Below are 12,380 nucleotides of genomic sequence, written 5' to 3' on the forward strand. Positions count from 1 at the left end.
GGAGACATCATGACGGTCAAGCGTATGGACAACATCGGCATTGTTGTAGAAGACCTCGAAGCGGCCATCGAATTCTTCACCGAACTTGGCCTCGAGTTCGAGGGGCGCGCGCCCATCGAAGGCGACTGGGCAGATGGCGTCACTGGATTGCGCGACATGCGCGTCGAGATTGCCATGATGCGTACGCCGGACGGTCACAGCCGGCTCGAGCTATCCCGATTCCTCGCACCACCTGTGGTCGCCGATCACCGCAACGCCCCGGTGAACGCCCTCGGTTACCTGCGCGTCATGTTCACCGTGGAAGACATCGACGACACGCTTGCCAGGCTCTACAAACGCGGCGCGAAGCTCGTCGGCAAAGTGGCCCGGTACGAAGATGCGTATCGGCTCTGCTACATACGAGGGCCAGAAGGCATTCTCATCGGGCTTGCCCAGGAGCTGGGGCAGCACGCTTCTCGATGAGCACTTGCAACAGGTACCGAGCTGCCAGGGCTTATGGCCAGCTGCCGTTGAAGGCGTCTGACAATTCACTTCGCTAATTCAGATTTAAACATCGGCAATTGCTGATGGTAGGTATTTTTTGGCTGTTCCTATACTGACATCCCCCCCCATTCAGAAGTTTAAGCGCCACAACTGACCACTTACGTAGCTGTGCAGTTGCAGTGACTGCTCGCGGCTGAAAAAATCTTGACTTGAGGGTTTTCCGGGCAGCGTTAAATAACAAGAAAGCTGTAAATCAAATCTGAATAAGCTATGAGTGTCTGGCTTGTTTGGATTTTGAGTATCTGCATTTTGCTTAGTTGAATAATAAGAGCGGCGCTCAAATCAGTTCGAATGGTTTGACGCTAAAACATCTTCTATAGCTATTAATCAGAGCCTGAAAAATGAACTTCTATGAACTTATCGGCTATGACCGTGACGGAACTGTTCGTGATCTGGATACGGCGTTAAACAAGGGAACTCTAACCACCAGGGATGTGACTTTTTCGGCGCTGGGTTTCAATGCGCCAGGCTGGATCGCAGCCTCTTCCATGTCGATTCTTTACTCGATATCGGGCCACCACGCGCCACTGGCCATTTTGATTGCGTACTTCTTTCCGATGCTGGTCATGGCGTTCTGCATGATCTCACTCACTCGCCAGGCGCCGTCGGCGGGTGGCATCTTCACCTTCACCTCGCGATTTCTGCATACCCGCGTAGGGACCATTCTCGGTTGGGCGTACTCCGTTGCCTGCATGGCGGTAATGGCAATGTGCGCAATCATCGGAACCGAATACATACAGGCGCTGTTCCCGGTGTTGGCGGGGCCGCTTAACGCAAAACTGATCGGAACGGGCATGGTTCTGATCTTCCTGGCCATCTCCTGCAACGGCGTCAATGCCACAGCCAAGGTCGCCAGCGTATTTCTGATTTTCGAGATCAGCGTTGTAGCCGGGCTAGGGCTGATGGGCATCATCAATCCTCAGGTTCCGGATTTGTCAGTGATGTCCATGTACACGCTGGAAGGGGCTGGTGGCTGGTCCGCGATCGGGCCGGGGGTGCTGTTCGGTGTGTGGATGCTCGCGAACTTCGATTCGGCGATCAACTACATCGAGGAATCGCGTATTCCGGTTCGGACGGTACAACGCTCCATGCTTCTGGTTCTGACTTCGGCATTTGTCATTTACAGTCTCGCGGCGATTGGCTGGCAGTACGCGGTGCCTGTAGAGAAGTTGGCGGCCATTATCGAAGACGGCAACGGTGGGCCGATCGCCGCCGTGGCGAATGTCTACTTGCCCCCGGCCATGGCCTGGATCGCTCTGTTCGTCGTGATCACTTCGGCATGCGCCGGCTTGCAGATTTCTTCAAGTGCGGCTGCGCGTACGCTCTATCGAATGAGTGAGGAGGGGCATCTGCCAGCGGCGTTTCGTTCAGTCAATAAATCGAGATCGCCATGGCTGGCCAGCGTTATCGTCTCGGCCCTCGCGATTACGCTGCTCTGGTGGAAGCCACTGGACAAAATCTCCTGGTACTACGATGTCGTGACCATCACGCTGGTGATGTCCTATATGGCCGCTATCGCAGCGTTCATTGTCATGACCTTCCGCCGTCAACGTTTCGTTATGGCGCTGGCACTGTCGATCCCGGCTGCGCTGGCAATCCTTGTGCTGGGATACATCGGTTATACCGCCGGGGCGAATCCGGTTTCGCCCGAAGATCAATACACCGCCTGGTACCTTGGCGCGCTGACCATTCTTTCTGGCGCGATGATTGTGTTCTGGCAGTCGCGAGTTTCCAGACAAGCCGTACTGACTCCAATGCAAGAGTCCTGATTCCGAAGTTAACGCATGCGGCCCAGTCTGCGTTAGTTGGAGATTGGCGCCTGCGTGTGGTGTTCATTTAAAACCATGGGTGAACTTATGAAGCGTGTTGTCGTAATTACGGGAGCAGCAAGGGGTATTGGCCTGGCAATTGCCAAACGTTTTGCTGCAAGTGGGGAGTATTTGGTACTCAACTACTTCGACGTCAAGGATCAACTGGATGAAGTAATACGTATTGCCCAGGACAACGGCGGCGACGGGATCACTGTTCAAGCCGATGTCAGTCATCCCGAAGCGGCAGCCGGAATCATCAGGGAGGCGGAGAGCCGCTTCGGGCGGGTCGATATTCTTGTCAACAATGCCGGGCGGCTGGTTTCGGCGACCGTCGCGCAGACGACATGGGCACAGTGGGAACAGATGATCAGTACCAATCTCGGAGGGACCTGGGCCTGCATGCAGGCCGTGTTGCCGGGCATGCTGGCACGTGGTCAGGGGCGGATTATCAACATCAGTTCCGAGCTTGGATTGATTGGCTTTCCAACCTACGCCGCGTATTGCGCCTCCAAGGGCGGGGTGATCGCACTGACTAAAGCGGTTGCGAAGGAAGTTGCCCCACAAGGCGTATTGGTCAATTCGGTGGCACCGGGGCCGATCGAAACAGACATGTTGATCAACGACACCATTGAATACAACGACGAGACGCGCGCGACCATTCCATTGAAGCGCTTCGGAAAGCCGGACGAGATTGCAGCCATGGTCGAAGCCCTGGCCGGGCCCGCGGGAAATTACATGGTTGGACAGATCGTCAGCCCCAATGGCGGGGCCGCGATTTAGTCGGGTGTCTTGCAAACTTCACTGAGTCATGAATTTCCCAGTCAAACAAGTGGCTCTGATTTTTCTAATAACAAGAAGGATACAACATGAGCGCTGTAATGATTACCGGTGGTTTGGGCTATGTTGGCAGGTACCTGACTAAAAAGCTCAGCGAGCAGGGCGTCAAGGTGGTTAGTTACAATCGTGACTACTCAGAGGCCAGGTCGGAGTTCATGACCCCAGTACAGGGGGAGTTATACGATATTCCCCGGATTGTCAGAACCATCCAGGACTTTGGCGTTGATCGTGTTATTCACACGGCAGCGATGTCGCATCCCGACTTGTCCATAGATCTGCCGATCACGACAGTGGCAGCGAACATCGATGGCACTATTCATTTGCTTGAGGCAATGCGCCTGGCGGGCATTAAAAAGCTGGTGAATTTTTCTTCGGAAACGGTGTACGGGCATTTCGAGGGTGTCATCAATGAAAAAACACCAACTAACCCAACGACACCTTATGGTGTAACCAAAGTTGCCACCGAGCATTTTGGCCGGGTCTACAACGACCTCTACGGGATGGAAGTCATCTCGCTGCGGATTGCTGAAGTGTATGGCCCTGAAAATAAAATGCCCCAGGTTCTCAGGGACATACTTAAAACAGTTCATCGGGGTGAAACATTCAACTTGCCTACCGGCGGCGATCATCGCTTCCATTACATTCATGTGGAAGATGTTGTGCGCGCTGTGCTCATGGCAGCTGAATCCAGAGACTTGAAGGGCGGTGTATTCAATATTGCCGGTGATCGTTCCTGGACACTGCATGAGGCCGTTGAACTGATCAGGAAAATGATGCCTGAGGCCCGCATCGAAATCGGCAATGGCTACTGGCATCTGGATCGGCATGGGGAATGGGATCTGAGTGCTGCGCAGCAGGCGTTGGGGTACTCAGCGCAATGGTCGCTGGAAAAAGGACTGACCCATTACTCCGACTGGCTGCGCGATCACGAGTATTGATATCGGTATTGCTCAGGTTCCTGGTGAATCAATGATATTCAGCAGCCATTGGTGATTAAGCATGATTGAAAACCCTATTGTCTGGCCAAATGGCGCACGTTGTGCCGTCTCCTTTACCTTTGACATGGATGCGGACAGCATTCTGCATGTGGCGCACCCCAAGGATTCGGCAACGAGAGTTGCCAGTATTTCTATGCTGCACTATGGACCGAAGGTGGCGATTCCAAGGATCCTGGAGACCTATCGACGTTTCGAGATTAAACAAACGTTCTTCATCCCGGCCTGGTGCATCGAGCAATACCCGAAGGCCATTGAAGCGATCGTCGAACATGGGCACGAAATTGCTCACCATGGCTACATACACGAGCATCCAAACGAGCTGACTCGAGAAGAAGAAGCTTATTGGCTCGATCGCGGTTGCGACACCATCAAGCGCTTCACGGGCCAGGCACCGCGAGGCTGGCGGGCTCCCCTCTACAACATGTCGGAGCACTCGGCTGATTTGCTGATCGAGCGAGGCTTCAGTTATGACGCCTCGTTGATGGGGGATGATGTTCCTTATCTGTTGCGCACAAATGCTGGAGAGCTGGTGGAGCTACCCTCCAGTTGGGCGCTGGATGACTGGCCCCAGTACATGCACAGTATCGACCTTGATTTTCAAATGCCGATCCAGTCGCCGCAACGCGCCATGGAGGTTTTCAAGGCCGAGTTTGATGCTGCTTGGGAGTATGGCGGTCTGTTCATACCCGTCTGGCATCCTTTCCTTTCCGGTCGCCTGGCACGATGGCATGAAGTGTCGAAGTTGATCGAATACATGATGGAAAAAGGCGGTGTCTGGTTTGCACCTATGGATGAGATCGCGGCGCATGTTCAGCGTAGTGTCCGCACTGGGGCCTATAAGCCACGGATTGACAGCCTGCCTTACTATCAGGGACCGGTGACAGCAAACAAGTAACCGCTCTGATGGTGAACCCATCGTGGGTCTCGGGTTCTTGCAGTCATTGATGTTGAAGAGGCGACCTTCGAAGGAGGGTCGCCTTTTTTGTCTGAAACATCAGCGACAGACCGCTACCCCAACGACGCCACGCTATTGAGCAAGGTCTTGACCAATTGCGCCTGGCGCGTGGCGCCAGTCTTGGCGAACACGCCGCGCAAGTGGGCGCGCACGGTGTTGCGCGAAACCCCGAGCGCCTCGGCCGTCTCATCGAGGGTCTGGCCGTCCATGACCAGCATGGCCACTTCGGTTTCCGTGCGGGTCAGTTGGAACAGGCTGCGCAGCAGGTCGCGCGAGGCTTGGGGCGAGTCGGCAGGATCGCGGATGAACACCACCACTGCCGGGCGTCGGGCGCTGTTGTGGGTCTGGTAGTTCATGGCAATCGGGCGCAGCAGCAGGTTCAGAGGCATCTCGCCGCTGGGCCGCGACAGGGTCAGGACTTGCAGGTCATCGAGGCCGCGCGGGCGCTGTTTCAACACCGCCTGGATGGCCTGCTGCAGTGTGCGGTTCTCATGGCCGGCGAAGGCACAGAGCTTGTCGTGCCTGCATTCCAGGCCGTCATGGCTGTCGAACAGGCGCTGGGCGGCACGGTTGCAGCGCATCATCCGGCCGTTCTCGTCGAGGATGGCCGTGCCAACCATCAGGCGGTCGATGGTGGCCGCGTAGAGCTGGCGTTCGGCATCCAGTTGATCCACCGCCGAGTGCAGGTCCACCGCCTGTTGCAGGTGCGGTAACAACAGGCGGATCAGGTTGATTTGCGCCGGGGTGAACGCTGCGCTGGCGTGGTCGCGGCAGGCGAACAGCGCGCAGTGCATGCCGGCGGCGGTGCGCATGTTGGCCACCAGCACATCGCGCAGGTCCAGGGGCTGCAGGTAGTTGCGGTAGAAGTCATGGGCCAGCCAGGCCTCTGTGCCGAGCACCTGGTCGGCACTGGCCACCTGGTCTGCGGGCCAGTCGAGGAACGGACAGATCGAATAGAAGTGCTCGCTGTAGGAGGGCTCGCCGGGTAACAGCGCGCCATGCACCGAGGCATTGACGATCAGCCCGGGGCGTTCATGGTCGGGGTTGCGCAGCACCAGGGTGAAGAAGCTGACGGCGAAGCGCTGGCGCAGGGCTTCGAGCAAACTGGCCCAGGGCGTGGGCTCCAGCGTGCCGTGGTAGACCAGTCCGAGCAGGCTGCTGAGCTCGGCCGAGGGGATGTCGATGCTGGCGTGCAGGTCCGGGCAGGTGGAAAAGGGCAGGGTCATGCGCGCCTCTTTGGCTGCGTGGTGTCATGGGCGAGTATCGACCGGGGTCACGGCGGCAAAATCGTCCGTTTGGCCTAGGCACTCACGGGCGCAGCGCATACCCAAGGGGCAAGGCTGCACCCGGTAGCCGTTACAGCGCCAGCAGGGCTTCGACAATGCGTTCGGCGGCGGCCTCGGCAGACTCGTGCTGGGTGTCGATGTGGATGTCCGGCGCCACTGGCGGCTCGTAGGGCGAGTCGATGCCGGTGAAGTTCTTCAGCTCGCCGCGCCGGGCTTTGAGGTACAGGCCCTTGGGGTCGCGCTGCTCGGCCAGGGCCAGCGACGCATCGATGAAGATCTCGAGGAAGTTGCCGTCGCCGGCCAGGCTGCGGGCCATGTCACGCTCGGCCCGGAACGGCGAGATGAACGAGACCAGGGTGATTAGCCCGGCATCGAGCATCAGCCTGGCCACCTCCGAGACCCGACGGATGTTTTCCACCCGGTCGGCTTCGGTAAAGCCCAGGTCGCGGTTCAGGCCGTGGCGCACGTTGTCGCCGTCGAGCAGATAGGTGTGCCGGCCCAGGGCATGCAGCTTGCGCTCGACCAGGTTGGCGATGGTCGATTTGCCCGCACCGGACAAACCGGTAAACCACAGCACCCGCGGCGACTGGCCCTTGAGCGCGGCGTGGGCCTCGCGGTTGACGTCGATGGCCTGCCAGTGCACGTTCTGCGCACGGCGCAAGGCGAAGTGCAGCATGCCGGCGCCGACCGTGCGATTGCTCAGACGGTCGATGACGATGAAGCCCCCGGTATCGCGGTTGTCGGCATAGGCATCGAAGGCGATCGGCCGGTCCAGGTGCAGGTTGCACACGCCAATGCCGTTAAGTTCCAGGGTCTTGGCCGCCAGGTGCTCGAGGCTGTTCACATCGACCCGGTGCTTGAGGTTGGCGCAGCTCATGCCGACGGTGCGGCAACCGATCTTCATCAGGTACGGACGCCCCGGCAACAGGGGCTGTTCGTCCATCCACACCAGGGTCGCTTCGAACTGGTCGGCCACAGCTGGCGGGGCGTCGGCCAGGGCGATCACGTCGCCGCGACTGATATCGATCTCGTCCTTGAGGGTCAGGGTCACGGCCTGGCCGCACACGGCTTGCTGCTGTTCCCCGGCGCTGCCAAGGATGCCGGTGATCTCGCTCTGCTGGCCCGAGGGCAGCACGCGGATACGCTCGCCGACGCGCACGCTGCCGGCCACGACGTTGCCGCAATAGCCACGAAAATCCAGGTTCGGCCGGTTCACCCACTGCACCGGCAGACAGAACGCCGCGTGGCTCTGCCGGTCCTGCTCCAGCGGTACGTCTTCAAGGTAGGCGAGCAGGCTCGGGCCCTGGTACCAGGGCGTGTTGGGGCTGGGTTGGAGCATGTTGTCGCCGCGCAGCGCCGACAGCGGAATGCACTGGATATCCTGCAGACCTATCTGTGCGGCGAAGGCGCGATACTCGGCTTCGATGCGCTCGAACAATGCCTGGGAGTATTCCACCAGGTCGAGCTTGTTGATCGCCACCACCACCTTGCGGATGCCCAGCAGCGACACCAGGTAACTGTGCCTGCGGGTCTGAGTCAGCAAGCCCTGGCGGGCATCGATGAGGATCACCGCCAGGTCGGCGGTGGACGCGCCTGTGACCATGTTGCGGGTGTACTGTTCGTGGCCGGGGGTGTCGGCGACGATGAACTTGCGCTTGTCGGTGGCAAAAAAACGGTAGGCCACATCGATGGTGATGCCTTGCTCGCGCTCGGCGCTCAGGCCGTCGACCAGCAGGGCGAAATCCAGTTCGTCACCCTGGGTGCCGAGCTTTTTCGAATCGGCTTCGAGCTGGCCCAACTGGTCCTCGAACAACACCTTGGATTCATACAGCAGGCGGCCGATCAAGGTGCTCTTGCCGTCGTCGACACTGCCACAGGTGATGAAGCGCAGCAGTTGCTTGTTCTGCTGTTGTTGCAGGTAGGGCGTCAGGTCGCCATTGCGTGCATCGGTGATCGCGTTCATCAGAAATACCCCTCTTGTTTCTTCTTCTCCATGGAGCCCGCCGAGTCGCTGTCGATCAGGCGGCCCTGGCGTTCCGAGGTGCGGCTGACCAGCATCTCGCCGATGATCGCCGGCAGGTTGTCGGCGTCACTGTCGATGGCGCCGGTCAACGGATAGCAGCCAAGCGTGCGGAAGCGCACCTTGCGCAGTTCCGGGGTTTCTCCGGGCAGCAGCGGCAGGCGTTCGTCATCGACCATGATCAGCGTGCCGTCACGGCGCACCACCGGGCGCTCCTTGGCGAAGTACAAGGGCACGATGGGGATCTGTTCCAGGTAGATGTATTGCCAGATATCGAGTTCGGTCCAGTTCGACAGCGGGAACACCCGCAGGCTTTCACCCTTGCGCTTGCGGGTGTTGTACAGGCGCCAGAGCTCCGGGCGCTGCTGCTTGGGGTCCCAGCGGTGCTGCTCGGAGCGCAGGGAAAACACTCGTTCCTTGGCCCGCGACTTTTCTTCGTCACGCCGGGCACCGCCGAACGCGGCATCGAAACCGTAGTGGTCCAGGGCCTGCTTCAGGCCCTGGGTCTTCCACACATCGGTGTGCACGGCCGAGCCGTGGATGAAGGGGTCGATGGCGTTTTCCACGCCTTCGGGGTTGATGTGCACCAGCAGTTCCAGGCCCAGGCGTTCGGCGGTCTGGTCGCGAAAGGCGATCATTTCGCGAAACTTCCAAGTGGTGTCCACGTGCAGCAGGGGGAAGGGCGGCTTGCCCGGGGCGAAGGCCTTCATCGCCAGGTGCAGCATGACCGCGCTGTCCTTGCCGATGGAGTAGAGCATCACCGGGTTCTCACACTCGGCCACCACTTCGCGGATGATCTGGATGCTTTCCGCTTCCAGCCATTGCAGATGAGTCAACATCGGATACCTCCTCGTGTTCTGCCGGGATTGGCGCCGGCTGAACACCACGGTAGGTAAAGCACCACCGGTGCCTCTTCGTCTGCTCGGACGAAGAAGCGCCGGCAGCTGAAGGTCACGCGACGGACGCGTACAGCGTCTCGGCACGGATCTTGAGTGCTTGGGCCACGGCATCGAACCCTTGTTTGACCCAAACGCCATGATCGGACATGACCTGGTCGGCGGTGGCGCCGAGGAACTGGTCGGTGGTGTGGTAGCGGCAACGGCCCGCGCTGGTGTGCTCGATGTGCTGCTCGCGACGGGCCGCGTCGGGATTGCCGGCGTTGGCATACATCTCCCAGGCGAGCAGCCGGTGGGGCAAGAAGTCCGCCAGGTACTCGATCACATGCAGCAGTTCGCCTGGGCGCCCCGGATTGGGCAGGAACAGATTGACCGGCTCGCCGAGCACCAGGCTCGACTCGACCTTGACCGTGTAGGGGTTCCACTGCGGGTAGGCGGACAGGTCGATGAGGATGCCCCAGACCAGTTCGGCCGGGGCGGCGATGTCCACGGTCAGCGAACGGACCAGGTTTTTTTCTGCGTTCATGGGTGGCTCCTGTGAGGATGACTGCGCGCCACGGACGGTGGCGCCAGTGAGCCCTGGGCTCAGGCGCGATCCTCACCGCTTGTACCCGGCGGCTCCTCGTCCGCCCGGACTAGATCGGGCGTTTAGTCCGCACGGACGAAGAACCGTTGCCGCGCTTCTCCCTAAGGTCGTCTACAGCGGCGGGCCCTCCGCCGGCAGAGGAGACTGACATGGCTACAGACACCCCCCAACAGGAGGTCATCAGCGGTGAGACCTGGACCCGGTTCTGCGAGCAGTTGCGCCGCAGCGGCGAACAGATACTGCGTGCCGAAGCCCCGGCCGACGAGCAGACCCGCGCCGAAGGCTTTCGCTACCTCACCCGCTTGCTGCGCATCGCCCTGGAGATGCACCTGGAATTCGCCGACCCCGACTTCCCCGGTTTCATCACCCCCTCCCATGAAACCGCCAAGATCGGCGCCGACAACCCGGACAACCTGTACCGCTATGCGCGCCTGAACGGCGAACACGAATACCGGGTCAGCGGCCAGCGCGGCAGTGTCGCCTACCTGAGCTTCGGTTCGCAGAAGGGCGGTTATGAGACGGACGGCAAGATGATCCAGACCGGCTTTATCGACGCCGGGCAACTGCAACTGGATGCCGAGGGCAACTTCGAGATCATCCTCAGCCAGCGCCCGCCGGCCAGCGGCAACTGGCTTCCTCTTGAGCCGCAGAGCAATGCGCTGATCGTGCGCCAGACCTTTCTCGATCGCAGCAGCGAGCAGCCGGCGCAACTGCGCATCGAGCGCCTGCAGGCCAGCCAGGCACCCGTGCCGCTGGACGCCGTAGGCCTGCAACAAAGCCTGCAGCGGGTCGGCAGTTTCGTCGAGAACACCGCGCGCTTGTTCGCCGACTGGGCCCAGGGTTACCAGCAGCACAGCAACCAGCTGCCGCCTGCCGACCAGGCGCTGTGCCAGGCCGTGGGCGGCGCCCCCAACATCTTCTACTACCACTCCTGCTGGGCGCTGGCCGACGACGAAGCGCTGCTGATCGAGGTCGACCAGGTGCCGGCCTGCGACTTCTGGAACCTGCAGATCAACAACTACTGGATGGAGTCGCTCGACTACCGCTACCACCGCATCTGCCTGAACAAGCATTCGGCGCAGCTTGCGGCGGACAGCAGCCTGCGCATGGTCCTCAGCCACCGTGACCCGGGCCTGGCCAACTGGCTGGAAACTGCCGGCCATCCCCACGGCACGCTGTGCTTGCGCTGGGTCGGCGCCACACAACCGGTTCACCCGACCACCCGCGTGGTCAAACTCAATGACCTCAAGGAGCTGGCACTATGAGCAGCAACGATTTTTCTCCGGACCTGCTGCTGGCCGAAGCCAGTGCTCGCGCAGGTGGCCTTGAGGATTTCGGCCCGGGCGATTTCCGCCAGGGCCTTCAGGTACTGGCGCAGTCCCTGGAGCAGGAAGCGAGGTTATCGTCCCAGGGGCGTGCGCTATTGCGCGAGAAGCTGCTGGCGCAACTGGTCAACCGACTGGTGATCGAAGACCACTGTCGACGCTTCCCGGAAATCCTTGAACTGCAAATCAACGACCCGTTGGTGATCGTCGGTCTGCCACGCACCGGCACCACGCTGCTGCAACGCACCCTGGCGGTGGACCCGCAGTTCAGCAAGGCGCAGTGGTGGGAAACCCGTTACCCGGCGCCCCTCGGCGGGGAGACCCTGGAGCAGCCGTTGCAACGCCTCGGCCGGGCGCGCGCCGAAGTGGCGGCGATGATCGAGTTCCTTCCGCAGTTGCTGGCCATCCACCCACTGGACGCCGAGCAGCCCGACGAAGAGTTCATGTTGATGGAGCACTCGTTCCTCTGCGCCATGGACTCCTACGTCAACGTCCCCAGCTACACCGCCTGGCTCGACCGGCAGGACCAGACCCAGGTCTACCGTTACCTCAAGCGCTGCCTGCAGTTCCTGCAATGGCAGCAGGCACGCCGTGGCATCGCCCCCGGCCGGCGCTGGTTGCTCAAGAGCCCGCAGCACCTGCATACCCTGGAGCTGTTGTTCGAAGTGTTCCCCGGGGCGCAGGTGGTGCTCACCCATCGCGAACCGGCCAGGACCATTCCTTCGCTGGCCAGCTTCATCCACACCCTGTGGCAGCTGTACAGCGACCAGGCCGACGCAGAAGCCGTCGGCGAGCAGTGGAACCGGCGCATGGCGCGGGCCTTGCGCCATGCCATGACGGTGCGTGACGGCATGCCGGCCGAGCGCTTTCTCGATGTGCAGTTCGAAGACACCCTGGCCGCGCCCCAGGCAGTGGTCGAACGCATCTATCGCTTCGCCGGCCTTGAATGCACGCCAAAAGTTCAGGCAGCCATGGGCCAATGGTTGTCCGCCAACGGTCGGGAAAAACGCGCTGCCCACCACTACAGCCCTGACCAGTTCGGCCTCAGCGACGCGCTGCTGCAACGTGACTACGCCGAGTACCGCGCCCGGCATTTGCAAGCCTGAGCCTGTCCCAAAACAAT

11 protein-coding genes are annotated in these 12,380 nt (G+C 60.4%); 7 read left to right on the forward strand and 4 right to left on the reverse strand.

Annotation, left to right across the window (positions count from 1 at the left end):
• The first annotated feature begins 9 nt into the window (after positions 1–9).
• The 5 genes from KGB07_RS07065 (at position 10) to KGB07_RS07085 (ending at position 5,084) form a co-directional block, all read left to right on the forward strand.
• The gene (locus tag KGB07_RS07065) at positions 10–462 is read left to right on the forward strand and encodes a VOC family protein (protein ID WP_223465033.1); all 453 of its coding nucleotides are present in this window, start codon (positions 10–12) and stop codon (positions 460–462) included.
• Between the two features lie 422 nt (positions 463–884).
• Complete coding sequence (locus KGB07_RS07070; RefSeq protein WP_046038318.1) at positions 885–2,312, forward strand: APC family permease; 1,428 nt, start codon at positions 885–887, stop codon at positions 2,310–2,312.
• A gap of 87 nt (positions 2,313–2,399) precedes the next feature.
• The gene (locus KGB07_RS07075; protein WP_046038382.1) at positions 2,400–3,134 is read left to right on the forward strand and encodes an SDR family NAD(P)-dependent oxidoreductase; all 735 of its coding nucleotides are present in this window, start codon (positions 2,400–2,402) and stop codon (positions 3,132–3,134) included.
• 86 nt (positions 3,135–3,220) lie between these two features.
• Complete coding sequence (locus tag KGB07_RS07080; protein ID WP_046038317.1) at positions 3,221–4,129, forward strand: NAD-dependent epimerase/dehydratase family protein; 909 nt, start codon at positions 3,221–3,223, stop codon at positions 4,127–4,129.
• A 61-nt stretch (positions 4,130–4,190) separates the two neighbouring features.
• Positions 4,191–5,084, forward strand: coding sequence for a polysaccharide deacetylase family protein (locus KGB07_RS07085; protein ID WP_046038315.1), 894 nt, complete (start codon positions 4,191–4,193; stop codon positions 5,082–5,084).
• Positions 5,085–5,197: 113 nt separating this feature from the next.
• On the opposite strand, the gene KGB07_RS07090 is transcribed toward KGB07_RS07085, so the two are convergent.
• The 4 genes from KGB07_RS07090 to KGB07_RS07105 form a co-directional block, all read right to left on the reverse strand.
• Positions 5,198–6,370, reverse strand: coding sequence for a helix-turn-helix transcriptional regulator (locus KGB07_RS07090; protein WP_223465035.1), 1,173 nt, complete (start codon positions 6,368–6,370; stop codon positions 5,198–5,200).
• A 130-nt stretch (positions 6,371–6,500) separates the two neighbouring features.
• Complete coding sequence (gene cysN / locus KGB07_RS07095; RefSeq protein ID WP_223465036.1) at positions 6,501–8,393, reverse strand: sulfate adenylyltransferase subunit CysN; 1,893 nt, start codon at positions 8,391–8,393, stop codon at positions 6,501–6,503.
• The gene (cysD, locus tag KGB07_RS07100) at positions 8,393–9,487 is read right to left on the reverse strand and encodes a sulfate adenylyltransferase subunit CysD (protein ID WP_317850406.1); all 1,095 of its coding nucleotides are present in this window, start codon (positions 9,485–9,487) and stop codon (positions 8,393–8,395) included. Before cysD ends, cysN begins: the two co-directional genes overlap by 1 nt.
• Entirely contained in the window at positions 9,402–9,872 is a 471-nt protein-coding gene (locus tag KGB07_RS07105) for an SRPBCC domain-containing protein (protein WP_223465038.1), read from the reverse strand. The genes cysD and KGB07_RS07105 overlap by 86 nt, the downstream gene beginning before the upstream one ends.
• A gap of 209 nt (positions 9,873–10,081) precedes the next feature.
• Between KGB07_RS07105 and KGB07_RS07110 the strand changes: the two genes are divergently transcribed.
• Both KGB07_RS07110 and KGB07_RS07115 read left to right on the forward strand, forming a co-directional pair.
• Entirely contained in the window at positions 10,082–11,197 is a 1,116-nt protein-coding gene (locus KGB07_RS07110) for a DUF1214 domain-containing protein (protein ID WP_223465039.1), read from the forward strand.
• Positions 11,194–12,363 carry a sulfotransferase family protein gene (locus KGB07_RS07115; RefSeq protein WP_046038305.1) on the forward strand — a complete coding sequence of 390 codons (1,170 nt, stop codon included), beginning with the start codon at positions 11,194–11,196 and terminating at the stop codon, positions 12,361–12,363. Before KGB07_RS07110 ends, KGB07_RS07115 begins: the two co-directional genes overlap by 4 nt.
• Positions 12,364–12,380: the final 17 nt, after the last annotated feature.

The sequence above is a fragment of the Pseudomonas sp. GL-RE-26 genome (genome assembly GCF_019956275.1).
In the GTDB taxonomy this organism is placed as follows: Bacteria; Pseudomonadota; Gammaproteobacteria; order Pseudomonadales; family Pseudomonadaceae; genus Aquipseudomonas; species Aquipseudomonas grandcourensis.

What these genes read in the sequence shown, in the direction of transcription:
- KGB07_RS07065 (WP_223465033.1), top strand. Translation starts at nt 10, where the DNA reads ATGACGGTCAAGCGTATGGACAACATCGGCATTGTTGTAGAAGACCTC.
- KGB07_RS07070 (WP_046038318.1), top strand. Translation starts at nt 885, where the DNA reads ATGAACTTCTATGAACTTATCGGCTATGACCGTGACGGAACTGTTCGT.
- KGB07_RS07075 (WP_046038382.1), top strand. Translation starts at nt 2,400, where the DNA reads ATGAAGCGTGTTGTCGTAATTACGGGAGCAGCAAGGGGTATTGGCCTG.
- KGB07_RS07080 (WP_046038317.1), top strand. Translation starts at nt 3,221, where the DNA reads ATGAGCGCTGTAATGATTACCGGTGGTTTGGGCTATGTTGGCAGGTAC.
- KGB07_RS07085 (WP_046038315.1), top strand. Translation starts at nt 4,191, where the DNA reads ATGATTGAAAACCCTATTGTCTGGCCAAATGGCGCACGTTGTGCCGTC.
- KGB07_RS07090 (WP_223465035.1), bottom strand. Translation starts at nt 6,370, where the DNA reads ATGACCCTGCCCTTTTCCACCTGCCCGGACCTGCACGCCAGCATCGAC.
- cysN (WP_223465036.1), bottom strand. Translation starts at nt 8,393, where the DNA reads ATGAACGCGATCACCGATGCACGCAATGGCGACCTGACGCCCTACCTG.
- cysD (WP_317850406.1), bottom strand. Translation starts at nt 9,487, where the DNA reads ATGGCGTTTGGGTCAAACAAGGGTTCGATGCCGTGGCCCAAGCACTCA.
- KGB07_RS07105 (WP_223465038.1), bottom strand. Translation starts at nt 9,872, where the DNA reads ATGAACGCAGAAAAAAACCTGGTCCGTTCGCTGACCGTGGACATCGCC.
- KGB07_RS07110 (WP_223465039.1), top strand. Translation starts at nt 10,082, where the DNA reads ATGGCTACAGACACCCCCCAACAGGAGGTCATCAGCGGTGAGACCTGG.
- KGB07_RS07115 (WP_046038305.1), top strand. Translation starts at nt 11,194, where the DNA reads ATGAGCAGCAACGATTTTTCTCCGGACCTGCTGCTGGCCGAAGCCAGT.